The sequence below is a fragment of the Apilactobacillus nanyangensis genome, from assembly GCF_016861915.1.
Taxonomy (GTDB): domain Bacteria; phylum Bacillota; class Bacilli; order Lactobacillales; family Lactobacillaceae; genus Apilactobacillus; species Apilactobacillus nanyangensis.
Genome location: NZ_BOLX01000009.1, coordinates 54,060 through 78,263, shown reverse-complemented (window position 1 = coordinate 78,263; position 24,204 = coordinate 54,060). Strand labels below are relative to the sequence as shown.

25 protein-coding genes, 1 other RNA gene and 1 riboswitch are annotated in these 24,204 nt (G+C 34.1%); of the genes, 14 read left to right on the top strand and 12 right to left on the bottom strand.

The annotated features are described in order from the left end of the window. Positions 1 to 98: 98 nt before the first annotated feature. Entirely contained in the window at positions 99 to 2,417 is a 2,319-nt protein-coding gene (locus tag JUD45_RS04270; RefSeq protein WP_203619738.1) for a PBP1A family penicillin-binding protein, read from the bottom strand. Between the two features lie 19 nt (positions 2,418 to 2,436). Next, positions 2,437 to 3,048, bottom strand: coding sequence for a Holliday junction resolvase RecU (recU, locus tag JUD45_RS04265; RefSeq protein WP_203619737.1), 612 nt, complete (start codon positions 3,046 to 3,048; stop codon positions 2,437 to 2,439). 96 nt (positions 3,049 to 3,144) lie between these two features. Here recU and JUD45_RS04260 point away from each other — a divergent pair, with 96 nt between their 5' ends. From JUD45_RS04260 to JUD45_RS04240, 5 genes are all read left to right on the top strand, one after another. Further along, positions 3,145 to 3,711, top strand: coding sequence for an SLOG family protein (locus tag JUD45_RS04260; protein WP_138726861.1), 567 nt, complete (start codon positions 3,145 to 3,147; stop codon positions 3,709 to 3,711). 69 nt (positions 3,712 to 3,780) lie between these two features. Beyond that, positions 3,781 to 4,167, top strand: a complete 387-nt coding sequence (gpsB, locus tag JUD45_RS04255) for a cell division regulator GpsB (protein WP_203619736.1) — start codon at positions 3,781 to 3,783, stop codon at positions 4,165 to 4,167. Between the two features lie 18 nt (positions 4,168 to 4,185). Continuing rightward, an RNA gene (gene rnpB, locus JUD45_RS04250) (RNase P RNA component class B) lies at positions 4,186 to 4,561 on the top strand. 85 nt (positions 4,562 to 4,646) lie between these two features. After that, on the top strand, positions 4,647 to 5,780 hold the full coding sequence (locus tag JUD45_RS04245) for a THUMP domain-containing class I SAM-dependent RNA methyltransferase (RefSeq protein ID WP_203619735.1): 1,134 nt from the start codon (positions 4,647 to 4,649) through the stop codon (positions 5,778 to 5,780). Between the two features lie 12 nt (positions 5,781 to 5,792). Next, the gene (locus JUD45_RS04240; protein WP_187155402.1) at positions 5,793 to 6,917 is read left to right on the top strand and encodes an NAD(P)/FAD-dependent oxidoreductase; all 1,125 of its coding nucleotides are present in this window, start codon (positions 5,793 to 5,795) and stop codon (positions 6,915 to 6,917) included. On the opposite strand, the gene JUD45_RS04235 is transcribed toward JUD45_RS04240, so the two are convergent. Further along, positions 6,906 to 7,295: a ribonuclease HI family protein gene (locus tag JUD45_RS04235; RefSeq protein ID WP_034531136.1), complete on the bottom strand. Its 390-nt coding sequence runs from the start codon at positions 7,293 to 7,295 to the stop codon at positions 6,906 to 6,908. The genes JUD45_RS04240 and JUD45_RS04235 overlap by 12 nt on opposite strands. 31 nt (positions 7,296 to 7,326) lie before the next feature. On the opposite strand from JUD45_RS04235, the gene JUD45_RS04230 reads away from it, so the two are divergent. Genes JUD45_RS04230 through JUD45_RS04200 form a run of 7 tightly spaced genes read left to right on the top strand, consistent with a single transcriptional unit; the run spans position 7,327 to position 14,924 of the window. Then, positions 7,327 to 7,710 carry an EbsA family protein gene (locus tag JUD45_RS04230; RefSeq protein ID WP_203621617.1) on the top strand — a complete coding sequence of 128 codons (384 nt, stop codon included), beginning with the start codon at positions 7,327 to 7,329 and terminating at the stop codon, positions 7,708 to 7,710. Between the two features lie 29 nt (positions 7,711 to 7,739). After that, a complete protein-coding gene (locus JUD45_RS04225) occupies positions 7,740 to 9,395 on the top strand; it encodes a formate--tetrahydrofolate ligase (RefSeq protein ID WP_203619733.1) in 1,656 nt (551 codons plus the stop codon). A 12-nt stretch (positions 9,396 to 9,407) separates the two neighbouring features. Next, on the top strand, positions 9,408 to 9,860 hold the full coding sequence (lspA, locus tag JUD45_RS04220; RefSeq protein ID WP_192043323.1) for a signal peptidase II: 453 nt from the start codon (positions 9,408 to 9,410) through the stop codon (positions 9,858 to 9,860). Further along, on the top strand, positions 9,856 to 10,773 hold the full coding sequence (locus tag JUD45_RS04215; protein ID WP_187155449.1) for an RluA family pseudouridine synthase: 918 nt from the start codon (positions 9,856 to 9,858) through the stop codon (positions 10,771 to 10,773). Before lspA ends, JUD45_RS04215 begins: the two co-directional genes overlap by 5 nt. An 11-nt stretch (positions 10,774 to 10,784) precedes the next feature. Beyond that, positions 10,785 to 11,312, top strand: coding sequence for a bifunctional pyr operon transcriptional regulator/uracil phosphoribosyltransferase PyrR (gene pyrR, locus JUD45_RS04210; protein ID WP_203619732.1), 528 nt, complete (start codon positions 10,785 to 10,787; stop codon positions 11,310 to 11,312). Between the two features lie 33 nt (positions 11,313 to 11,345). Then, the gene (locus tag JUD45_RS04205) at positions 11,346 to 12,419 is read left to right on the top strand and encodes a carbamoyl phosphate synthase small subunit (RefSeq protein ID WP_203619731.1); all 1,074 of its coding nucleotides are present in this window, start codon (positions 11,346 to 11,348) and stop codon (positions 12,417 to 12,419) included. 3 nt (positions 12,420 to 12,422) lie between these two features. Next, positions 12,423 to 14,924, top strand: coding sequence for a carbamoyl phosphate synthase preATP-grasp domain-containing protein (locus JUD45_RS04200; RefSeq protein WP_225424287.1), 2,502 nt, complete (start codon positions 12,423 to 12,425; stop codon positions 14,922 to 14,924). Between the two features lie 50 nt (positions 14,925 to 14,974). Here JUD45_RS04200 and JUD45_RS04195 read toward each other — a convergent pair whose 3' ends face one another. The 6 genes from JUD45_RS04195 to JUD45_RS04170 all read right to left on the bottom strand — a co-directional run bounded on the left by JUD45_RS04195 (position 14,975) and on the right by JUD45_RS04170 (position 19,618). Beyond that, positions 14,975 to 15,460 carry a hypothetical protein gene (locus JUD45_RS04195; RefSeq protein ID WP_203619730.1) on the bottom strand — a complete coding sequence of 162 codons (486 nt, stop codon included), beginning with the start codon at positions 15,458 to 15,460 and terminating at the stop codon, positions 14,975 to 14,977. Between the two features lie 174 nt (positions 15,461 to 15,634). Beyond that, a complete protein-coding gene (locus JUD45_RS04190) occupies positions 15,635 to 16,165 on the bottom strand; it encodes a GNAT family N-acetyltransferase (RefSeq protein ID WP_203619729.1) in 531 nt (176 codons plus the stop codon). A gap of 257 nt (positions 16,166 to 16,422) precedes the next feature. Next, the gene (locus JUD45_RS04185) at positions 16,423 to 16,893 is read right to left on the bottom strand and encodes a glutathione peroxidase (protein WP_203619728.1); all 471 of its coding nucleotides are present in this window, start codon (positions 16,891 to 16,893) and stop codon (positions 16,423 to 16,425) included. Positions 16,894 to 16,913: 20 nt separating this feature from the next. Next, entirely contained in the window at positions 16,914 to 17,459 is a 546-nt protein-coding gene (locus tag JUD45_RS04180; protein ID WP_054608126.1) for a folate family ECF transporter S component, read from the bottom strand. Between the two features lie 65 nt (positions 17,460 to 17,524). Further along, positions 17,525 to 17,619, bottom strand: a riboswitch (THF riboswitch). Positions 17,620 to 17,683: 64 nt separating this feature from the next. Continuing rightward, positions 17,684 to 18,640, bottom strand: a complete 957-nt coding sequence (locus JUD45_RS04175; protein ID WP_203619727.1) for a ketopantoate reductase family protein — start codon at positions 18,638 to 18,640, stop codon at positions 17,684 to 17,686. Positions 18,641 to 18,748: 108 nt separating this feature from the next. Then, entirely contained in the window at positions 18,749 to 19,618 is an 870-nt protein-coding gene (locus JUD45_RS04170) for a DegV family protein (RefSeq protein ID WP_187155412.1), read from the bottom strand. A gap of 158 nt (positions 19,619 to 19,776) precedes the next feature. On the opposite strand from JUD45_RS04170, the gene JUD45_RS04165 reads away from it, so the two are divergent. Further along, positions 19,777 to 21,489: an NFACT RNA binding domain-containing protein gene (locus JUD45_RS04165; protein WP_203619726.1), complete on the top strand. Its 1,713-nt coding sequence runs from the start codon at positions 19,777 to 19,779 to the stop codon at positions 21,487 to 21,489. 27 nt (positions 21,490 to 21,516) lie between these two features. Here JUD45_RS04165 and JUD45_RS04160 read toward each other — a convergent pair whose 3' ends face one another. Then, positions 21,517 to 22,062: a metal-dependent hydrolase gene (locus tag JUD45_RS04160; RefSeq protein WP_190238328.1), complete on the bottom strand. Its 546-nt coding sequence runs from the start codon at positions 22,060 to 22,062 to the stop codon at positions 21,517 to 21,519. Between the two features lie 73 nt (positions 22,063 to 22,135). On the opposite strand from JUD45_RS04160, the gene JUD45_RS04155 reads away from it, so the two are divergent. Further along, on the top strand, positions 22,136 to 23,110 hold the full coding sequence (locus JUD45_RS04155; RefSeq protein WP_438800470.1) for a DNA/RNA non-specific endonuclease: 975 nt from the start codon (positions 22,136 to 22,138) through the stop codon (positions 23,108 to 23,110). A gap of 40 nt (positions 23,111 to 23,150) precedes the next feature. On the opposite strand, the gene msrA is transcribed toward JUD45_RS04155, so the two are convergent. Then, positions 23,151 to 23,672, bottom strand: a complete 522-nt coding sequence (msrA, locus tag JUD45_RS04150) for a peptide-methionine (S)-S-oxide reductase MsrA (RefSeq protein WP_138726463.1) — start codon at positions 23,670 to 23,672, stop codon at positions 23,151 to 23,153. Positions 23,673 to 23,689: 17 nt separating this feature from the next. Continuing rightward, entirely contained in the window at positions 23,690 to 24,127 is a 438-nt protein-coding gene (msrB, locus tag JUD45_RS04145) for a peptide-methionine (R)-S-oxide reductase MsrB (protein ID WP_034531165.1), read from the bottom strand. Positions 24,128 to 24,204 lie beyond the last annotated feature (77 nt).

Here is a 24,204-nt window from a genome sequence, read left to right as displayed (position 1 = left end):
GTCACCGGTTGAATACCGGATCAATTCCTCCCAGAAAATAGCATAACCATCTTCCAATTTTAGGGGTTCAGGTCAGGTGCTTTTTTATTTGCTATAAATTAATGGTTGTTGTTATTGCCATTGTTATTGTTTTGTTGATTGTTGTTATTGGCATTGTTTGTGTTGTTACCATTATTGTTGTTTTGGTTTTGGTTGTTTTGTTGATTATTGTTTGAATCATTATTGTTGTTACCATTTGAACCAGAACTCTTCTTAGCTTCGTTTTTATCTTTTTGAGAATCTTTATCGTCATCATCGTCAGAAGACTTGTTAGACTTGGTATCTTTTGTTGCTTTCTTTGTACTATCTAGTACTGAAGATAGAGAACCACCAGCATATCCAGTTGTCTTATCACCTTGAATTGATGAATATCCATCTTTGTAGTACTCAGTTTGTCCACCAGCCTTAACAGCTGTTACATTGCTTGGTTTTACCCAATCACTATTTGTCTTATTTTGAGAAATATATTGCATTTCATACTTGTAAATTCTCTGTGCGATATCCGTTTGTGCAGCTGTTATATAATTACCAGTTTGGTAAGGATGATCATAACCAGTCCATACAGATAGAGCATAGTTCTGAGTATATCCAGTGAACCATGAATCCATTGCTGCATATGCAGGTAGGTAACCGTTGTACGTGTTATCAGGGTATTGAGTAGTACCTGTCTTACCAGCTTGGTATAAACCAGGAATGTAAGCGGCTGTACCAGAACCATTTGATTGGTTCATAACACCTTTTAGCATTGATGTCATCATGAATGCAGTAGCTGGACTCATTACCTGAGAGCCTTCAGAACTGAAGTCATGTGATTCGTTATCAGGAGTAACAACCTTACTAATTAAGTATGGTTTATGGTATACACCATTGTTAGCGAATGCTGAGTAAGCGGCAGCTTCTTGTTCAGTTGAAATGTATAAACCAATACCATTTTGTAATGATAGTGGGTCACTAAATGACATACCTAATGAACTTAAGAAGTCAGTTGCTTTACTTACACCAACATTTTCAAGTGTTCTAATTGCTGGGATATTTCTTGATTCAACCAATGCCTTGTGCATTGAAATAGTTCCTTCATACTTACCATCAAAATCCTTTAAAGTTGTGCTTGTTCCAGCATAAGTGTAAGGACTATCGTGAACTAATTGATAAGTAGGGTAGTTTAAGTATTCAATTGCTGGACCATAATCCATCAAAGGTTTTGCAGTAGAACCACTTGATCTATCAGTTTGAACAGCTCTATTCAAACCTAATTGAATATCAGTTTTTCTGTTACCAATCATTGCATTAACGGCACCAGTTTTAGGATTTACTAAAGTTGCACCAACTTGCATGGTATTGTTAGGGAATCCAACAGAGGAATCGTTATTGGCTAAATCATAAAGTTTCTTTTGTGCTGATAAGTCTAAATTAGTGTAGACCTTCAAACCAGATTGGGTGTTGTAACCCTTTGCTTTAAGTTCTTGAATAACTTGTTTTAGATATGAATCAACATATTTTTCTTTAACAGAATCAAATGAACTATTCTTTGGATTTTTAACTAGTCCAGTCTTAATGCTTGTCTTCTTAGCTTCAGCTGCTTGCTTTTGTGTAATTGCACCATATGAAGCCATTGCATTTAATACTTCATTTCTTCTTTCTTTTGCATATTGAGGATATACATAAGGATTATAGTAGCTTGGTGATTGAGGCATACCTGCCAATAGGGCAGTTTGAGCTATAGAAAGTTTACTTAATGATTTTCCGAAATAGTATTCAGAAGCAGTTTCCATACCATAAACATTATTACCCATGTAAACCTTATTAATGTAAAATTCTAGAATTTGTTGTTTTGAATAAGTACGTTCAATTTTTAATGCTAACCAAGCTTCTTGGGCTTTTCTCTTAAAGGTTCTATCAGAAGCTGCAGTAGAGAAAACTGATAGCTTAACTAATTGTTGAGTTAGGGTAGAACCACCTTGAAGGTTTAATGAACCTGAGGTTACATTAGATAATGAAGCGCCTAAAATTCTGATTGGATCAACACCATGATGCTTATAAAAACGTCTATCTTCAATTGATACGATTGCGTTTTTTAGCTTGTTAGGAATTTTATCAGATTTGATATAATCTCGATCCTGAACACCTAATCTAGAAATAACATGTCCTGAATTATCATAGATTTTGGTTGAGTTATCACTTGAAAGTGATTGATAACTAATTTCGGGTGCAGTAGAAGCAAAAATCGCAAAAATGATTGCTCCAAGCACAATTAGTAATGAAATAAATCCCAAACCACCTACAATGACTTTTTTAATCCATGTAGCATGCTTAGATGATTTATATTGCTTTTGATTTCTTTGGACACGGCTGTCCAAGTTAGGATTATTTTGAGACATTATTATTCTCCTTTACGGTTTATATTAATTCATCCACGGCATCTAAATACGGTATCGTGGGATTTAATGAATAATTAATTTTATAACCAAGTTCCTCAATTATATCCTTTTTTATGGATTTTTTTCCACCATTATTTTGTTTATCCCAGAAATAAAAGAGGTCCGATGCTTTGAATAAATATACTTCATCTAATACTACGAATTTTATGATAGCGAAACAAATCCCACCATTATTAACACATTTTCTCATATGTTCTACTTGATGTTCATGAAAGTTAGACAATGGAAATGATGTTTTGTTTTTTGTTTCCTTAGCATCAAAATCAATGTATCTTCCTTTATATACGCCATTATAATCAGTAGTGGAAGCTTTACGGAAATATGCTTCCTTAATTGTAGCAGCACTTCTCTTAGGATAATCAACTTTAACGATTTGAATAGGGGTTGGTTTTTTGTGTATTACGGCAATATCTTTACTTAAATAATACTCATTGCTTCGATTTAATTCTTCTTCAAGAGTCATTCCACGCCCACCGTATAATGTCGGTTTTACGTATCTACTATTGGTTGTTGAATTATTTTTATCCAAGCCAGTATTATAAGCCTTACCATTTGGATAACGGATAGCCATGTGTACCACCTTTCAAGAAATATTAAATTATTACTGTAAGTTTATTAATGATATTATACCATTAGTACTAAAAAGTTAATAATAGGGGGTGTTAATATCTCAAGACTTTGGGTTACCGGATATAGAAGTTATGAAATCGGTGTATTTGGTGATAAGGATCCAAAAGAGTTGGTTATAAAAAATGTGATTGAAAACAATCTTAAACAGGCTATTGAAGATGGTGTTGATTGGATAATAACTGGTGGCCAAATGGGAGTTGAACAATGGACTGTTGAAGTTGCTAATGGATTAAAATCTGAATATCCAGAAGAATTTCAAATTTCTATGATGCTTCCTTTTAAGGAATTTGGTAATCAGTGGAACGAACAAAATCAAATTAAATTGTCACAAAACATTAATAAAGTTGACTTTTCTGCGAGCGTTTCTAATGATCCATATAAATCTCCCTCACAGCTAAGAGCATATCAAGATTTTATGCTCAACCATACGGATAAAGCTCTACTAATATATGATGTTGACAATCCTGGTAAAACACAATATGATTATGAGCAGATTAAAAGATTTTCAGAATTACACGATTATGATTATCATTTGATTGATTTTGATGAACTACAAGAAGCAGCGAACGAATACCAAAATAATTTAAATAATTTTGATGGATAAATTGAAAATGTATAAATTTCTGGTATAATAATAGTCGTTCGTGATTATTTATGATATGAGGTGTGAATAATGAACAATATACAATTGACCCCGAAGGACATCTTAGAAAAGACTTTTTCTCAAAAGATGAGAGGGTACGATCCAAACGAAGTTGATACTTTCTTGGACGGTATAATTAAAGACTACCAAGCATTCGAAAACCGAATCAATAGTGTAGAAAATGAAAACAATCAATTAAGAATGGAATTACAAAGATTGAGACAAACTGCTGGTACTGTTGCACCAGAACAAAATGTTTCACCATCTGGTTATTTCAATGATTCAAATTCAGCACCATCAAATCAAGATACTTTAGGTAGAACACGTATTGAAAATGAACTTTTAAAGCGTGTATCTAATCTAGAACAACGTGTATTTGGTTCTACTGAAGGACCAAGTAGCATCGACAGATATTAATTGTTAATAACTGGTGTATGTTCTGAGTAATCGCGGTCAACTTATGTTGGCTGAGGAAAGTCCACTCTCGCACAAGCTGCGATGCTTGTAGTGTTCGTGCTCGGTGAAAAAATAAGCCGGGGGACTACAATTTGTAGTAATGGCGAAGAAACGAGCTAAGGTTATGCTATGCTTTAGTACTTCTGAAAGTGCCACAGTGACGATACAGGATCGGAAACGATACTGGTGGAACGCGGTAAACCCCGCGAGCGGGAAACCCAAACTTTGGTAGGGGAGCTTCACACACGGAAATTGAACCAAGTGTGGGGGAGAAATTTATTTCTCAGATAGATGATTACTACTTTATATTTAAAGGCCTGACTTAAATATAAAGCACAAAACATGGCTTACAGGAATGTACACCATTCAGGAAAAGGGTGGAAGTTTTCTTCCTCCCTTTTTTTATTGAAAATAAATAATTCATAAAAAGGATGAATTAAATGAAAACTTTTAAATTAATGGCCACTTGTGCCGCCGGAATTGAAGCTTTAGTTGGTAGAGAACTTCGTGATTTAGGTTATGAAGTTCAAGTAGAAAACGGAAGAGTTAGATTCGAAGGAACCATTGAAGATATCATCAATACTAATCTTTGGTTAAGAACTGCTGATCGTGTTGAAATTATTGTTGGTGAATTTGAAGCAAAGACTTTTGAAGACTTATTCCAAAACGTTAAAGCACTTCCTTGGGACGAATTGTTACCAATGGATGCTAAATTTCCAATGAATGGACGTTCACATAATTCTGCTTTGCATAGTGTGCCAGACGTTCAAGCAATCGCTAAAAAAGCCGTAGTAAATAAGTTAAACGAAACATATCATCGTCGTACAAGGCTTCCAGAAACCGGTCAACTTTACAAGCTAGAAACTAGAATTAATAAAGACCATGTTATGGTTACCCTAGATACAACTGGTGAAAGTTTATTCAAACGTGGTTACCGTGTTGCCAAAGGACCTGCACCAATCAAGGAAAACATGGCTGCAGCATTAATCATGTTAACCAGTTGGTACCCAGACATGCCTTTCTTAGATCCAATGTGTGGTTCTGGAACTATTCCAATCGAAGCAGCAATGATTGCAAGAAACATTGCACCTGGTTTTAATCGAGAATTCTCATGTGAAAAATGGGATTGGGTAGATGAAGCTGTTGTTGAAGATGTCAGAAATAAAGCTGATGAAAAAGCTGACTACGATAAAAAACTTGATATCATGGCCTCTGATGTAGATGGCAACATGATTGATATAGCCAAAGTCAACGCTCAAGAAGTTGGATTGCTTCATGATATTCAATTTAAGCAATTATCTGTTCTAGACTTTAAGACAGATAAGATTAATGGTGTGGTTGTTTCAAATCCACCATATGGTGAACGTTTAAGTGATAAACAAGAAGTTCGTAAGCTATACAAGGGATTAGGACGTGTATTTAAACCAATGACTAGTTGGTCTAAGTACTTCCTTACATCAGATTTGGAATTTGATAAGTTCTACGGACAAGCTCCAACTAAGACTCGTAAACTATACAATGGTTACTTAAGAACTGATTATTTCCAATTCTGGGGTAAAAAGATTAGAAAATAAAGGGTGTATATATTGACCAAGAAAATAGCTATTATTGGTGGCGGAATTGTCGGATCAACTGCTGCTTATTTCTTAAGCCAACTAGATTCTGGTAATGATTTTGAAGTAACCATGTTTGATGATGGTAATGGTCAAGCCACAAAGGCAGCTGCAGGTATCATTTCACCATGGTTATCAAAAAGAAGAAACAAGAAATGGTATAACCTAGCCCGAGATGGGGCAACATTGTTAAAACAAATATCCAAGCAATCCAAAATGCCTGAAAGCATTTATAACCAATGTGGTACCATTATTACGCGTGAAGACTCTGAAAAGTTGAAAGGACTTTATCAATTAGCTGAAGAACGTCGTGATGAAACTGATACTATTGGTGAAATTAAGGAATTAACTGCAGATGAGATAATGAAATTCGTTCCAATTATCGACAACTCATATCCCGGTGTATTTGTATCAGGTGGTGCTAGATTGAATGGTGATAAATATGCCAGTCATTTGACCAAGATTGCTAAGAAAAAGAATTTAACAATAATCAAACAACCTATATCAATTAATGAAGATGGTAATGTTGAATTAGATGGACAAGTTCTAGAATTCGATAATATCATTTTATCGACTGGCGCTTGGACAAAGGATATTTTAAAAGAACTTCCTTTAGATGTTGATGTTAGACCACAAAAAGGACAACTAATCGAGTTATCTACCACTCAAATTCTTGGTGCTAATGTTGATATGCCAGTTGTAATGCCTGAAGGCGAATCAGATTTCATCCCATTAGGTAATGGACGATTAATTGTGGGAGCTAGTCATGAAAATGATAAAGGTTTCGATTTATCTGCTGATGCGGATATTATTGATGAACTATTAAATAGTGCTCACAGTATGTCTAGTCAAATTAATGCTGAAAATCTAATTAGAGTAAAGATTGGAACTAGAGCATATACCTCAGATTTTGCTCCATTCTTTGGACGCATCCCTGGATATGAAAAAATCCTAGTCGGAAGTGGACTAGGATCATCTGGTTTAACAACTGGACCTTTAGTAGGTAAGATTTTAGCAGAAATGATTGCTGATAAAGTCGATTACGATATCGATGAATATCGCAAACCAATTGAAAATTATATTAAATTAGTAAAATAAGTGAAGGGCCTGTGTCGCAAGATTATGGGCACCTTCATTTTTTGTATCTGGAATCCAATTATTAATTACCATACTATATTTGGATTGTTCTTCTAGAATTTGATCAACATATTCTTGATAGTGTTTAGCATATTGTTTTTCTAAACTTTCATGAACAATTTTACTGTCTGTATAATAAACAATGATTGAGTCCTTATTAGTTAATGGTGAAATCGCCTTAAAGCCGAGTAGACAGGCCTCAAACTCTGCTTCGTGATTGTCTTTTGAAGTTAATTTAAGTTTTTCTTGGTATTGTTCACTATCATGAACAATTAAAATTCCACAAGAACTGTTTCCAGAATTGTTCATTGTGGCCGCATCAGTGTATAATTTAAACATAATCTAATTCTCCAAAGGAAGGTTTTACTTAATGATAACCCAAAAACGAACATTTTTATACCAGCCAGAACCTTTGTATACAGTAATTACTTGGGCTTGGACCTTTGCTCTTCTATTTATTGGAATTATTTTCTGGCTTGAAGTAACAGTGATTCAATGGATTACAATCTTTTTCTTTTTAGTATTCTTCTTATTTGCGATTTTTCAAATTATTTTTAGAAGAATTACCATTGAAGATGATAAAATAACAGTAAGTAAGCTAATGAATCCAAAATGGTTGGAAGCAGATATTAGCGATATTGATCACGTTAGTTTCACTAAGCATACTGCAGACATTGAAGTTAACAAAAAGCATTACAGATTGTTATTGCCTGTCAATTCAATAATTGAGCTAAGCAACTTACTTAAAAAATAAATTACATAATTCTAGGAGATGTTCTTACCATGAAAACAGATATTGAAATTTCACAATCAGCTGAGTTAAAAAACATTAGCGAAATTGCATCAAGTTTAAATATAAGTGACGATCAAATGGATCCTTATGGTAAATATAAATCGAAAATCAACTTACCATTTGCCGGTTCAAAAAACGGTAAACTGATTTTAGTAACATCAATTAATCCAACCGCTGCTGGTGAAGGTAAAACTACTTTAACCATCGGTTTAGGTGACGCATTCCACAGAATTAATAAGTCTGTAGCTATTGCACTAAGAGAACCATCACTTGGACCTGTTATGGGAATTAAGGGTGGTGCTACTGGTGGTGGAAATGCTCAAGTAGCTCCAATGGAAGATATTAACCTATTCTTTACTGGCGATTTTCCTGCTATTACTGAAGCACATGACACCCTATCAGCATTAATTGATAATCACATTCATCATGGTAACAAGTTAAACATTGATCCTAGAACAATTACCTGGAAGAGAGTCGTTGACATTAACGACCGAGAATTAAGAAACGTAATCGTTGGATTGGGTGGCCGTACATCAGGTGTCCCTCGTGAAGACGGTTTTGACATTACTGTCGCAAGTGAAATCATGGCAGTTCTATGTTTAAGTGAAGATTTAAACGACTTAAAAGAAAAATTAGGTAAAATCCTCATTGGATACAACTACGACAGACAACCAGTTACTGTTAGTGACCTAGGTGTTACTGGTGCATTGGCATTATTATTAAAGGATGCAATCAAGCCAAACTTAGTTCAAACACTTGAACACACACCAGCATTCATTCATGGTGGACCTTTTGCTAATATAGCTCATGGTTGTAACAGTATTTTAGCTACCAAGGCAGCTATTCAACATGCAGACTATGCAATTACGGAAGCTGGTTTCGGTGCTGATTTAGGTGGAGAAAAATTCCTAGACATTACTTCTGAAAAGTTAGGCAAACGTCCAGATGCCATTGTTATTGTTGCTACAGTTAGAGCATTAAAACTAAATGGTGGGGTTAACAAGAACGACCTAGATCAAGAAAACGTTGATGCATTGCTAAAGGGTGCTAAGAACTTAGGTAGACACATTGCTAACATGAAACAATACAACAAACCAGTTGTGGTTGCTGTAAATGAATTTACTAGCGATACTGAAAAAGAAATTAATGCACTAAATGATTACATCAAAGAACAAGGTGTAAAACCATTTAATACAACTGTATGGGAAAATGGTGGAGCAGGTGCTACTGAGTTAGCCGAAGAATTAGTTGATGTATGTGACAACAATCAAGAATTTAAACCACTATACAATAGCGATGATGACTTTATGGACAAATTAAACGCCATCGTTACTAAAATCTATGGTGGAAATGGTGTTGTTTTAAGTAATAAAGCTAAGACACAACTAAAGAAACTAGTTAAAAATGGATGGGATAAATTACCAATCTGTGTGGCTAAAACTCAATACTCATTTACTGATAACGCTAAAGAGTTAGGAGCACCTGTAGACTTCTCAATTAATGTTTCTGACATTCAACCTAAACTAGGTGCCGGTTTCATCGTTGTATTAACTGGAAAGATTCTAACAATGCCAGGTTTACCATCACATCCAGCCGCTTTAGACATGGATATTGATAATGATGGTAAGATTACCGGACTATTCTAAAGGAGTTTTTTAATGCCAATTGTATATATTTTAATTAGCCTATGTGCTCTTGTTGGAATTGATCAAGCAATCAAAATTTGGATTTCTGCAAATATTTCAGAAACATCCAGTACAACAATCATCCCTGGAGTATTATCAATTACCAATCTGCATAATAGCGGTGCTGCTTGGAGTATCTTGGAAGGACAACAATGGTTATTTTCCATTATTACCTTAGTAGCAGTCGTAGCGATTGTTTATTTTATGATAAAATTAAAGGGTAGAAAGCTTTATTTAACAAGTACAACAATTTTATTAGCGGGAATCTTAGGTAACTTCATTAACCGTTTCTTACAAGGTTATGTAGTTGATATGTTCCAAGTTGATTTTATTAATTTCCCAGTGTTTAATTTCGCAGATATTTGCATTACATTTGGAATTATCTTTTTATTTTTTGCAATTTTAAGAGATGGTGATTTAGATTAAAGATACAGTAACTTATACAGTCACAAAAGGGAATGTTCGACTAGATAAATCATTAACTAATAACGTTGATGATTTAAGTCGTTCACGAGCCAAGAGTTTGATTGAAGACGGATTAGTCTTAGTAGATGGACAAAGGAAAAAGGCCAAATATGATGTTAAAGACGGTGAAGTAATTCAGGTATCCATTCCGGAACCAGAAACAATGAATGTAGAACCTGAAAACATCGACATTGATATTGTATATGAGGATGACGATGTAATTGTCGTTAACAAGCCGCAAGGAATGGTTGTTCATCCTTCTCCAGGGCATCCTGATCATACATTAGTGAATGCATTACTTTATCATTCACCACTTTCAACAATTAATGGAACATATAGACCAGGAATCGTTCATAGAATTGATAAAGATACATCTGGTCTATTAATGGTTGCTAAGAATAATTACACTCATGAATCTTTATCCAAACAATTAAAGGATAAATCAAACATTCGTGAATATATTGCATTAGTACATGGAAATATCAAAGAAAATAGTGGCGTTATTAATGCCCCAATTGGTAGATCTAAAAAAGACCGTAAAAAACAGGCAATCGTAGATGATGGAAAAAATGCCGTCACCCATTTTAAGGTTCTAGAACGCTTCGGCGGAGAATATACACTTGTTTCATGTGTCTTAGAAACAGGGCGTACGCACCAAATTAGAGTTCATATGAAATATATTGGTCATCCACTTGCTGGAGATCCACTATACGGACCAAAAAATACTTTAAAGGGTAATGGGCAATTCTTACATGCTAAGAAATTAGGATTCATTCATCCAAAAACAAATGAACAAATGATTTTTGAAACACCATTGCCAGAAATTTTCGAACAAACAATTACTAAATTAAGAAATAAGTACAATCAAAAATAGGAGGATTTGTAATGAGTAAAGTCGTTGTTGATAAAATGGCCATGCAAAGAGCGTTAACTCGTATTACTTACGAAATTATCGAAAAAAATAAAGGGGTAAACAACCTAGTATTAGTTGGTATTAAGACTCGTGGTATTTACCTTGCAAAACGCATTGCTAACCGTTTACAAAAACTTGAAAACAAAGAAGTTCTTGTAGTTGGAATCGACGTTACAAAGTATCGTGATGATATTCAACACACTGATAACGAACCAGCAGTTCTTTCTGATGAAGCTGTATCATTAAAGGACAAAAACATTATTTTAGTTGATGACGTTTTATTTACTGGTAGAACTATTAACGCTGCTTTATCAGCAATTGCTGAATTAGGTCGTCCAAAGAACATCAGATTAGCTGTATTAGTTGATCGTGGACACCGCGAATTACCAATTAGAGCTGACTTTGTTGGTAAGAATATTCCAACTTCAAAACAAGAAATCATCAATGTTCAAGTTGATGAAATCGATGATCAAGATTCTGTTGAAATTGATGAAAAGTAACTCTTAAATAAAATATTTAAGGAGATTGTTGTTATGACCACTAGATATTTAATATTAGAAGATGGAACTTCATATAAAGGTAAAGCCTTCGGAGCTGAAGCAACCACAACTGGAGAAATTATTGTAAATTCTAATATGTTAGGCTATCAAGAAGTTATAACAAATCAAATTTACCATAATCAAATCATTGTGTTTACACAGCCATCTATTGGTAATACCGGAATTAACCACAAGAGCTTTGAAGCAATTGTTACAAATTCAAAAGGGGTAGTTGTGAAAGAATACTCCAATATTTCTACCAATAGGTTAGGAAACTTAAACTTAGACTTATTTTTAAAGCAACATAACATACCTGGTATTGCGGGAATTGATACTAGAGAGTTAACACGTCGCTTAAATCGAAAGCAAACAATGAAGGCAAGTATCGTTGATATGGATGATGAGCATGCTTTTGATCAACTTCATGCAACTGTTCTTACTAACCAACAAGTAAATCAAGTATCTACTAAAGCGCCATTCCCAAATACTGGTGATGGATACAATATCGTATTGATTGATTTCGGTCTTAAATACGGTATTTTACGTAAGTTGGCTGACCTTGATTGCAACGTTATTGTGATGCCGTTTGAAACAACTAGTCAGGAAATCTTTGATTTAGACCCTGATGGTGTTGTTCTATCAACCGGACCTGGTTCGCCAAGAGATTTACCAGATTCTGTTTTACAGATGATTAGAGAGGTCCAAAAAGAACTCCCAATGTTTGCTATGGGATTAGGACATGAATTGTTTGCACTAGCTAATGATGCCAACGTTTACAAATTAGACGGTGAACATCATGGTAGTAATCATCCAATTAGACAAGTTATTACCAATCAAATCATCTATGCATCACAAAGCGAAGGATACGCTGTTGATCCTAAATCAATCATCCATGATCAGTTATTGATTACATATGTTGATTTAGTTAATGGAACTGTTCAAGGTATCAGACATCGTGATTATCCAGCTTTTTCCGTTCAATTCTCACCAGATGGTGGACCTGGTCCACAAGATAGTGCGGATTTGTTCGAAGAATTTCTAGAAAACGTTAGCTCACAAAGGAGATAACTAATGATAGATAATAAAATCAAGAAGGTATTAATTTTAGGTGGTGGACCTTCTAAAATTGGTAGTGAAACTGAACTTGATGCTGCTGCATTTCAAATGATGACAGCCTTAAAGAAAAACGGTATTCAAGTTCTAGTGATTGATAATAATCCTTTTTCACTTACACTTTCAGAAGTTCAACCGGCTAATGTCTTTATAAAAGAAATTAATTTAAAAAATGTTCTTGATGTAATTAAGAAGGAATCTCCTGATGCAATTATTCCAATCGCAGGGGGATTAAGAGCAATTCACGTTACACAGGAACTACTAAACCAAGGAATTCTAAGTGATTTAGGAGTCCGTGTTTTGGGGATCTCTAAAGAGTCTTTAAAGGTTATTAATAATCCAGATAAGATGAAGATTGCTATTAATAGTATCGATGAACCAGCAGTGCCTTCTAAAATCGTTAGAACTGATTCAGAAGCATTCGAAGTCGTTCGAGAAATTGGTTTCCCAGTTAACATCAAAAAAGTTAACCATAAGGAAAGTACCGAAAGAATCATCTGTAATAATGCTGAAGAACTTTCTGACATGCTAGAAGACGAATTTGAAGACGACAGCGTATGTATCATTGAAAAGAGCATCGTTGGTTATAAACAAATCGAAACTGTTGCGGTAAGAGATCAAACAAATACCAAGATTCTAATTAGTGGTTTAGAAAACATCGATGCTGTCGGTGTTCACTCTGGTGATTCAATCGTAATTTCTCCAGTTCAAACACTAGGTGATATTGAGTACCAAAGTTTAAGAACTGCAACCTTTAAAATGATGGACCTATTGAACATTGTAGGTTTATGCCACATTCAATTTGCACTAGATCCTAACGATGGTAGCAATTACTACATCACAAAGATTAATCCAATGATTAACAGTAGTTCTGCGCTAGCTGCTAGATCTACAGGTTATCCATTGGTTTACGTATGTACAAATCTTTTACTAGGTAATTCATTACCAGAAATTCAATTACATGCTAACTATCACCGTTTAACACCAATCATGGAACCTACATTAGACCACGTGGTAATTAAGATGCCAGTCTGGCCATTTGATAACGTTCCAGAAGCCAATCAACATCTAAATACTACTATGAAGTCTGTTGGTTCAACCATTGGGGTAGGTAGAACCGTTGAAGAAGCAATGTTAAAAGCTTTGCGTAGTTCGCAGTTCTCACCTCGAGATGTTCTACCAAGCATGTATGAAATCAGCAGTGATGAACTAATCAGTCAATTGATTCACCCTAAATCAGATCGCTTATTGGTGCTAATTGAAGCGCTAAGACGTGGTTACCAAGTTGATGAATTAGAAGAATTAACCAAGATTAACCAATTCTATTTCTACAAACTAAAGGAATTATTGGATGTTGAAGAACTAATCATCAAGGAACCTATGAAACTAAGTACCATTGAAGTAGCTCATGATCATGGCTTTGGTGATGGTATGATGGCTGAAACATGGCATCAACCAATTGAAAAAGTAAGAGAGTTATACCATGCTGCTGGTGAATACCCAACATATAAGGCAATCGAACCTTCAGCTGGTGAATTTGATCAAAACATTCGTTCATTCTACAGTAGTTATGAAATCGAAAACGAATCTAGTCAAGAGTCAGAAAAGACTGCTCTAGTAATTGGTCGTGGTGGTAATAAACTTGGCCCTAATACAGCTGCTGATTACTACACAGCTGAAATGCTAATCCAATTACACAGAATTGGTTACAAGACAATCGTTATGAATAATAACCCAAATGCATTATCATTAAGTCCTCAAATTAGTGATAAGCAATATATTGAGCCAATTCAATTAGGGGCCATTCTAAATATCATTGAGCTTGAAAAACCAGTTAGAGTATTCATTCCTGGAAATAGACATTTCCTACTAAAGCAATTGAAGAAATACACTGATTTAAATGTTCAAGTATTACCACCTGATCAAGAAACAGGGGTTGTTTTACCTAAGGATGTTACCTATGCACTAAACTTCTTTGTAACTCAAGATGAAAGTTACTTTATCTCAACGGAAAAGCTAATTAGTAATAATAAGAGTGACTTAGACTATGTAACTGCATATGAGACTCCATATGTCTTAGATGATGATGCATTACAAAGAGATATTGAGGAATCAAAATCTCATATTCAAAGCTCTAATTGGATTGGATTAGTCCAAATCTTGTTTAATCAAAATAAGAAGGGCGAGTCAGAATATGTTGGTATTAGACCACTACGTTTAACTGAAACAATATTCTTAAGCAGAGCAACAGGAATTAATTGGGTTAGGGCACTTGTTCGTTTCTACACCAAGAGATTGGATATTAACGAATTAATGAAGAATATGCCTGATATGTCTAACAGAGTTACTCATATGCAAGCAACCTTCCCATTCAAACAATTAAATGTCAAAGTTGATCATGCTAATAGTTCCCAAGAAGTAGGGGCTAAAATCAAATTTCGATTAGTTGATGACAAATAAAAAGCATTCCATTTTGGAATGCTTTTTTTATTAGACATAGACGCCCTTTTTTATTGAATATAACCATCTTTGGTAATTGTGATGTTCTTTTTAAATGAAGTGCTACCTGAGTCAGTTTCACTAATACCAACAAATTTGTTATTGTTAACCTTCTTTAAATTGTAAATTTTAATGTTAACTTGTTCTTCGTCGTATTTGATGTTGAAAGTAATTTCGCCACCGTTGTCTTTAAATGTTCCGATATCATCACTGTAATTGTTTGGATTCTTATAAATTCCATTTAGATCAGATTTGTCTTCAGCAATTAAAACCTGGTTATTCTTGTTGAAATAAAGATATGTAACATATGAGTCTTCGTTTACCATTTTCCAAATAACTTTTTTGTTTTCATCAGCTTTTACAAGCAATCCAGCGTTGTTGTTTGTAAATTGATAAAACTTACCATTATCAATGGTGTTTCTAATCCCAAGAGCAACCAATATAATTATTATCCCAATAATTAAATATGTAGATCTTTTTAACTTTAAAACATTCATTTTGCTTCTCCTTAAATTAAGTATGAATGCATTCTATCACATGAAACTTAAAAACTGACATTATTAGTCTTAACAAAATTTCCTTATGTATTTAGGGCGTCTCACACTGCACGCAAATGTATAACTATACATATAAACATTTAAACGTGCAGCAGAGAGCGTCCTGTTTTTTTGCTATTTATTGTATTTAATTACGTCTACGTCTAATCCAAGGATTTGGTTAGCTTTCTTGTATAAATCAATACCAGCAACCTTATTTGAAGTAAGTAGGTGGAATTCATCATCAGAATCTTTGCTTGCTAAGTTAGTATCAATCATTCCGTTATTGGTATAGAAACGATATCTAGCATTTCGTTGTTTAAGATTAGAAGAATCTACCAAAATTGACTCAGATTCAAGAATAAAACCATCTTTAAACCTTGATTTCAAGGCGTTTATAGTTAATTTTCCTAAACCGTTACCACGCATATTAGAATCAATAGCAAGATACAATATGAATGCTTGATCGTTAAAATCAACAAGATAAATAATGCCGACATTTTGATCGTTTAACTGAATTAGCAGCATTTGAACAGCGTCATTAGAATTAGCAATATTGATTAAATCATTGAAATCAATTCGTTGATTAATTGGAAACGAATCCGAATAAAGATCTAACCAATAACTTGAATCATTATTATCAGATAGATTGCTAAAGGTAATCATATATAAATAAAACCTCCAAAGAATTTATAAAAATCATACCATAAATATATTACGGAAGTATATAAATCAAATTAAGTTATAAATAAACGAAAAATTGAAAATCATTGCTACTTCTTCTTTTTGAGTCTACTTCGCATAATATATATTATGTAAAGTAGATAATTTCAAATAAATCGAGAAGTGTTCTCTGTATTCCCCATTAATCAATAATGTAATTTAGCGCACAAAAAAAGCATCCGTTTTTAGGATGCTTTAATTTATTGATCTAATTCATTGATAATATCTTGTTCAAACTTACGTGGATTCTTTAATGGTGAATAACGTTTAACAAACTCACCATTTTTATTAATTAAGAATTTTGTGTAATTAAATTTAATACGACCTTTACCAGATGCTGACTTCAAGTATGTAAATAATGGTAATTCATCTTTGCCATTTACCTTTGCTTGTTTAGCCATTGGGAATGTAACCCCATAATGTAATTGACAGTATTCGCTGGTTTTTTCATCATTCTTCAATTCCATATGAAATTGATTAGATGGTACTCCAACTAAGACAAGACCTTGATCTTTGTACTTATCATATAAGTATTGTAAATCTTTCAATTGTCCAGCAAGTCCACACTTGCTAGCTGTATTAACAATTAAGATAACTTTACCCTTTAAATCACTGAAATTAATTGATTGACCATTCATTTCAGTTAACTGGTAATCATAAATTGTACTCATAATTACACTCCAAATCTAAATTATTTCCAACGAGATTTTATCAACTTTTGCATAATTGGATTACCTAGCACAACTACTAGTAGCACCATTTGGATTGGTGTTGTAATAAGTTGTTTGATCAATCTAGTCATTAGGAATACTTTGAAACTGTATCCTGCTGTCAATGTTGACATTGATAACCATAGAGTATTCAAGAAAGTATTTACTAATAATGTGATGACCAATTGAGCTAAAATAGCTTTCCATGGACTGAACTTTTCATTTTTGTATAAGAATAGACCAAAAATGAAAGCTGATAGAACTGCTGACACAGTAAATCCAGGCAAATACATTTGACCGCTTAGGATTGTAACGAATACGTCATATACCCCACCTACGATTCCTGCTACGATTGGTCCGTACATTGAAGCCAATACAGCAGTAGCTAAAAATGAGAAAGTAAATACAACGATTGGTGTATGTATACCGACTCTTCCTAAAACATAAGTCATTGCCATTAAAATAGCAATAGTAGCGGCGTCCCTTACGTTAATACGTGGAACCCTGAATAAAGTTGAAACATTCATCAAAAGACATCTCCTAGTGGAGCTGCCACTCATATAATTATAAAAAGTTGATATTATAAAAAAGTTGTGGCGAATGCGGCAGTTACATCGCAACCTAAGTTTTCGTCAGACGTTCACATTCCGTTCCGTCTGCACTTTACGCATAACTACCTACTCCCAAATTTTTTGTTGCAGCTTAATACTATCATTTTTATAATTATAAAACAATTATATTCGGAGTCTAATTATTTGAATTGTCTCATTTGTTCAACTAGGTGAACTTGATTTACAACAAATTCATGAGTTCGACAAACGTAGTCGTTTTCTCTACCTAATTTTGCAATATATCCATTAATGTAATCTACTTCTGTTTCCCTACCTTTTGAGAAGTCTTGATACATTGAAGGATAGTGATATTTTAGAGTATGACTTGTATCAATCACTGATTGTACTTGTTCATCACGAGTTTCATCCATGTAGATACCGGCTCTTTCACATGCATCAAATGATTCATTAAATAATTGTCTAGCCATTTCTGGAGCCTTTGGATATTGAATGAATTGACCCATTTGAACTTCAAACATAGTACATAGAGTATTAACAACAGCGTTAAATACGACCTTTGTCATACACATGTTAATCCAATTATCTGCCATAATTGGTCCTAATTTCGCTTCTTTCAAGTCATTGTATAGAGCCCTTACTGTTTCATCAGGTTCTTTATCATTATATGGTGCTAAATGCATTGCTTCTCCGTTTACTGGTCCCATAAAGTCAACATCGCCAGGTCCGTTAAGAACTGTAGCGATCATAGCGGTACCACAAACGATTTTATCTTTTTCAAAATACTTTTCAATCTTATCAAAATGACCCATTCCATTCATTGCTGAAAAGGCATATTGATCGTCATGGAAGATGCCAGCTGCGCTATCGCGTTTGAGCTCTTCTTCCAATTGCATTTGCTTCTTGAAGATAATCCAAACATCCGGATGACCTTTATAATCTTCAGGATAAAAGATATTAATCGGTACTAAGTGTTTATTTTCATGGTCACGTGAAACGTATACCCCACCTTGTTCCTTTACCTTTTCAATGTTAGGCTCCCAGGTTTCGATGAAATCTACTTCCACACCAGCATTTTCTTGCAACAAAACACCATATCTGTATCCCATTGCTCCTGCTCCAATAATTCCGTATTTCATAAACAACACCTCATATCTTTATAAGTTGTTATGAGTATAGAACTAATTATTAGAAAATGCAATGGATTTTCTAATTGTTTTTTAATAATAAAAAAGAACTAGCAAAAACTAGTCCTTTTTATCTGTATCAATCATCCAAGCTAAAGCAAGAGACTTGTTACCTAGATGAGTTCCAATAACTGGTCCAAAGTAACTTTCTTCAATATTCATGTCTGGATATAATTGTTGAATGTTTTCTTTCCATTCATGTCCTGCTTCTGGATCATTACCATTAATCACGATTGCTTTTAATGGATAGTCAACCTTAGATGCAGCTTCCTTGAAGATTTCTTCAGTACGTTTAAGTGCCTTCTTGCGAGATCTTACTTTTTCAAAAGCCACAATTTCGTTACTCTTCTTATCGAAAGTTAGTAGTGGCTTAATCTTAAGTAAACTTCCTAGAAAAGCTGAAGCGTTTGATAGTCTTCCACCTCTTACAAGGTTTTGTAGGTCATCAACGACAAATACTTCATCAATTGTTTCTCTAACGTGATCTAAATGTTCAATGATTTCATCGACGCTAGCCCCCGATTGTACCTTCTTTGCAGCTTCGATTGCCAAGTTACCCATTAATTTTACAGTAATTTTGGAGTTATAAGGAATTACCTTAATATTTTCAATGGTTGGTGCAAGTGCTGACAATGAATTGTAAAAACCAGAAATGGTACTTGCTAAATGAATACTGATTACAGTGTCGTAACCTTCATCTGCCAATGAATCATACAAGTTAATCAACTCACCCATTGGTGGTTGAGATGTACTTGGAAATGATTGTGAGTTTTTTAGTTTTTCATAGAATTCATCTGTTGAGATGTTGCTGCCTTCTTCATAGCTTTTACCATCAATCATTACAGGCATATGAACAATATGAATTCCATATTTTTCTTGTTCTTCTTTTGATAAATAAGAAGTACTATCTGTTACGATTGCAATTTTCATTATCTTTCATCCTTTTTACATAATACATACGATTATTTATAAATAAAATTATAACATTAAAACATATTTATATCATGAGAACTCTGTTATTTTTGCTAATTTGCTTGCATATCAGTTATACTAGAATGTAATACTTTGTACGAAAGAGAGATGAGATAATGTCATTTGATGGATCATTTACTCATGCAATGACTGGTGAATTAAATCGATTAGTTTCAGGTGGTCGAGTATCCAAAATCAATCAACCATATGATAACGAAATTGTGTTAACCGTTCGTTCAAACCATGAAAACTATCCTATTTTAATTTCAGCCAACCCCAACTATGCACGTGTGCAAGTTTCAAGAATTCCATACGTTAACCCACACACACCAACAACTTTCACAATGACATTAAGAAAACATCTTAGTGGATCAGTTTTAAAGAAAGTATCACAAATAGATAATGACCGTGTAATGATTTTTCATTTCACAACCAGAAACGAAATTGGTGATTTAAAAGAGATGCGTTTAGTCGTAGAAATCATGGCTAGACACAGTAATATCATTTTAGTAGACACACAAGATGATATGCGAATCATCGATGCAATCAAGCGAATTGGTGCAGATAAGAATAGGTACAGAACTATCTTACCTGGTGATACATACATCACCCCTCCAAACCAAGACATGGTAAACCCATTTGCTGAAAACGTTGACTATCAAAAAATTGAAGAACTAACTAAAGAATTTCCTAACCAAGAGGTTCTATCTTCCGAACTACGTAAGAGAATTCAAGGACTAGGTAAAGACACATCATTATATCTTGCTCAAGCAATGCATCAAGATGGTGCTGTCAAAGATAAGTTTGATAAGTTCTTCGATCATTTTAACAATCCTATACCAACCATGATTGAACATGGTAAGAGTAATAGTTTTAACGTCTATCCATTTGAAGATAACAACATTCAATATGATACATTAAGCGAATTACTAGATAACTTCTATGAAACAAAAGCTCGATTAGACCGCGTTCGCGAACAAGGTGGACAATTAATAAAAGTTGCTAGAAGTGAATTAAAGAAGAATAAAAACAAGAAAAAGAAACTTGAAAAGACATTGGATAATACTAGGTATGCCGATGAATACCGTATTAAAGGTGAAATCTTAACCACATACCTATACAAGATTCAAAAAGGAATGACTAAGATTTCCCTTCCTAACTTCTATGATGATGGAAAAGAAATCGACATCAGTATTTCTAATCAATTAACTCCTTCAGAAAACGCGCAAAAGTACTTTAAACGTTATCAAAAGGAGAAGAATGCTGTTTCATTTGTTACTGAACAATTAAAGAAGACCAATGACGAAATTGACTACTTTGAAAACATCCTTTCACAAATTGAGATTGCTAACCCATCCGATTTAGAAGACATCAAAGTTGAACTAAAAAACGAAGGCTATTTAAAGCATCATAACAACCGTAATACAAAGAATAAAAATAAGAATACAAAGATTAGTAAGCCTGAAGAATTCATTACTGATAAAGGCATTCACATTCTTGTGGGTAAAAATAACCTTCAAAACGATAAGTTAACAATGAAAGATGCTGATAAGAGAGATACTTGGTTGCATACCCAAAAAATTCACGGTTCTCACGTTATCATCAAGGACTTCAATCCAGATGATGAAACTATTGAAGATGCAGCCATGCTTGCCGCCTACTTCTCTAAAGCAAGAGATTCAGCAACTGTTCCTGTTGACTATGTTCAAGTTAAAAAAATCAGAAAACCAAATGGTTCTAAACCTGGATTTGTTATTTATGAAGGTCAAAAGACAATTTTTGTAACACCAAGTAAAGAATTCGTCGATAGATTAAGAGAAAATAAATAAAGGGATGCATTTTTGATGCACCCCTTTTTATTTTAAGGTTTTATATAAATAGAAAATCAATTCAAAAACTATAAAGATAATAGAAACATATCTGATCATGATTTCTTTCATACTATGAACCTTATATCTAAATATGCCCTTCTTACGTATAATTTTACGATCTCCTAATGGATATAGCCACCTAATTCCTTCAACCGAAAACGCATCTAACAGTTCATGCAAGAAGTATCCCAAAGCTAACGTAAAGTAAAAGTATCCCATCACTTTATATCCATATACACTTATTCCATTTAGCATTGGGCTATTAGAGCTGTAGCGTGCTAAAATAAATAGTAAAGCTGGTATCCAAATACTGTGTGACCAGGTTCTATGGCCCCATAAGGTGAACATGGAAGTTTCTATACCGGTTTTCTTATTTATTCTAGTTTGTCTTTGATCAATATCAGGAAGTTGACTACCAATCCATACACCAATTGTTTCAGTTATGATAATTGGTAATGGTTGGTTAGTCGAAATAGCATAACCCATCATTATTACCTCTGCTGAAGCAATATGCGTTCTTCTTAGCGCCAAAAATAACATTCCTTACGTATTTAACATTAGACAACTATTTTATCATACATAGTCTTATTAGGAGGATTTTTAATTGAAATATACTAAACTAATGGCCACGCTTACTATTGGACTTTCATTAGTCCTAAGTGGCTGTGCAAATAATAGTAACGAAAACACTGCCACCAAGAGCAGCAAGTCATCAGATGTCACCAAAGATTTGCCCAATACTAATACAAGTGATTTAGCATCACTTAACTATCAAAATAATACGTCAGCAATCATGACAGTGAATAATGATGCGTCTAACCTAAAAACGTCTGATTGGAAATATAATCACGTAGAATACACCAATCTAGATTCTTTGAATAGAACATCTGAAGGTAATACTGCATACCTAGAAAAGCGTAATATTGCCAACGACAGCCTAAGAACAAGACAAGTGGTTCAACCAACTGGATGGCACCAAAAGTTCGTTAACAATGATGCTATTATCAATCGTGGTCATGAAATTGCCTACAGTTTATCTAAGGGAATCAGTGTAAATGGTAAATACGAACCATCAGTACAATCTGGGGATCAAAACAATTTGAAAAATCTTTTTACCCAAACTGCTTTTAGTAATCAAAAATTGCAAACAATTTATGAATCACAAGTAAGAGAAGCCCTTAGAAAAGATAAAAAGGTTATATTCCAAGTTACACCTATTTTTAGAGGAAATGAACTAATGGCTCGTGGTGTTCATATGCAAGCCATTTCAACAGATGGAACGCTAAACTTTAATGTTTACATCTCCAACGTTCAACCTGGTGTAGAATTCGATTATGCAACCGGTAGATCAAAGATAAATAATGATATTAAAGTTCCTACGCCTGAAAATGCGCCATCTTTCAATAATCATAGTAATTCTTATAGAAAACACCACTATGTAAGAGATGCTGTTGTTGCGGGTGTCGTTCACCACGAAATTAAAAAACACTACGAAAGAAAGTACCGTAAAGAATACAAAAAAGAAACTGAACATCGACAATATCATTCACGTCGACACTATTACAGACATAAGTATTAAATAAAAAGGTTCCTAGCATAAGCTAGGAACCTTTTTATTATTATTTAGCCCACTTTGTATCCTTGAATTGTTGACGGCCACCTAATTCTTCAATTTGAGCTCTTAATGGGTTCTTCTTGTAGAAATCTTGGTGATAGTCTTCAGCTGGATAGAATGGTTTAGCATCTTCGATTGATGTAACGATTGGTTCATCAAACATGCCACTTTCAGCTAATTGCTTCTTTGATTCTTCAGCAACTTTTCTTTGTTCTTCGCTGTTAACGAAGATAACAGGACGGTAACTGTCACCTCTGTCTTGGAATTGACCAGAAGCGTCAGTTGGATCTGTTTGTCTCCAGTAAATTTCGACTAATTCCTTGTATGAAATTACTTCAGGATCAAATGTAATTTCAACGGCTTCAGTATGACCTGTTGTATGGCTACATACTTGTTCGTATGTTGGATTTGCAACGTGTCCTCCAGTGTAACCTGAGATAACACTTTCAATTCCTGGTTGTTGGTCGAATGGTTCAACCATGCACCAGAAACATCCTCCTGCGAAAATAGCTGTATCTTTACTCATAAAACAAATCTCCCTTCCTATTTAAATTCTGCAGCGTATTGGCCGTAGCCTTCTTCTTCTAACTTATTAACTGGGATGAATCTTAATGATGCTGAGTTAATGCAGTATCTCAATCCACCTTTATCTTTAGGACCATCTGGAAAGACGTGACCTAAGTGTGAGTTAGCCTCGCTACTTCTTACTTCGTTTCTTACCATACCATGTGAGGTATCTAAATTACTCTTAATGCTGCTTTGTTCAATTGGCTTAGTAAATGCTGGCCAACCACATCCAGAGTTGTATTTATCTTTTGAAGTGAATAAAGGTTCACCTGATACAATATCTACGTATAAACCATCTTCAAAGAAATTATCATATTCGTTTGAGAATGGCATTTCTGTACCGGCATTTTGAGTAACTTCGTATTGTTCGTCAGTTAATCTACTTCTTAATTCTTCTTCACTGTATTTCTTCATAATCGTAACAGCTCCTTTTGCTTGATCTGATATATCTGGTAGAGATATATCGCACACGACATAACTATAATGATAAC

Coding starts and splice junctions, on each gene's coding strand:
- msrB (WP_034531165.1), bottom strand. CDS start 24,127: ATGAAGAAATACAGTGAAGAAGAATTAAGAAGTAGATTAACTGACGAA.
- JUD45_RS04190 (WP_203619729.1), bottom strand. CDS start 16,165: ATGATTACCTTTAGCAATCTATCTGATAATAATGATTCAAGTTATTGG.
- JUD45_RS04185 (WP_203619728.1), bottom strand. CDS start 16,893: ATGAGTACAATTTATGATTACCAGTTAACTGAAATGAATGGTCAATCA.
- lspA (WP_192043323.1), top strand. CDS start 9,408: ATGCCAATTGTATATATTTTAATTAGCCTATGTGCTCTTGTTGGAATT.
- gpsB (WP_203619736.1), top strand. CDS start 3,781: ATGAACAATATACAATTGACCCCGAAGGACATCTTAGAAAAGACTTTT.
- JUD45_RS04235 (WP_034531136.1), bottom strand. CDS start 7,295: ATGTTTAAATTATACACTGATGCGGCCACAATGAACAATTCTGGAAAC.
- JUD45_RS04165 (WP_203619726.1), top strand. CDS start 19,777: ATGTCATTTGATGGATCATTTACTCATGCAATGACTGGTGAATTAAAT.
- msrA (WP_138726463.1), bottom strand. CDS start 23,672: ATGAGTAAAGATACAGCTATTTTCGCAGGAGGATGTTTCTGGTGCATG.
- JUD45_RS04270 (WP_203619738.1), bottom strand. CDS start 2,417: ATGTCTCAAAATAATCCTAACTTGGACAGCCGTGTCCAAAGAAATCAA.
- recU (WP_203619737.1), bottom strand. CDS start 3,048: ATGGCTATCCGTTATCCAAATGGTAAGGCTTATAATACTGGCTTGGAT.
- JUD45_RS04230 (WP_203621617.1), top strand. CDS start 7,327: ATGATAACCCAAAAACGAACATTTTTATACCAGCCAGAACCTTTGTAT.
- JUD45_RS04225 (WP_203619733.1), top strand. CDS start 7,740: ATGAAAACAGATATTGAAATTTCACAATCAGCTGAGTTAAAAAACATT.
- pyrR (WP_203619732.1), top strand. CDS start 10,785: ATGAGTAAAGTCGTTGTTGATAAAATGGCCATGCAAAGAGCGTTAACT.
- JUD45_RS04180 (WP_054608126.1), bottom strand. CDS start 17,459: ATGAATGTTTCAACTTTATTCAGGGTTCCACGTATTAACGTAAGGGAC.
- JUD45_RS04195 (WP_203619730.1), bottom strand. CDS start 15,460: ATGAATGTTTTAAAGTTAAAAAGATCTACATATTTAATTATTGGGATA.
- JUD45_RS04205 (WP_203619731.1), top strand. CDS start 11,346: ATGACCACTAGATATTTAATATTAGAAGATGGAACTTCATATAAAGGT.
- JUD45_RS04200 (WP_225424287.1), top strand. CDS start 12,423: ATGATAGATAATAAAATCAAGAAGGTATTAATTTTAGGTGGTGGACCT.
- JUD45_RS04170 (WP_187155412.1), bottom strand. CDS start 19,618: ATGAAAATTGCAATCGTAACAGATAGTACTTCTTATTTATCAAAAGAA.
- JUD45_RS04175 (WP_203619727.1), bottom strand. CDS start 18,640: ATGAAATACGGAATTATTGGAGCAGGAGCAATGGGATACAGATATGGT.
- JUD45_RS04245 (WP_203619735.1), top strand. CDS start 4,647: ATGAAAACTTTTAAATTAATGGCCACTTGTGCCGCCGGAATTGAAGCT.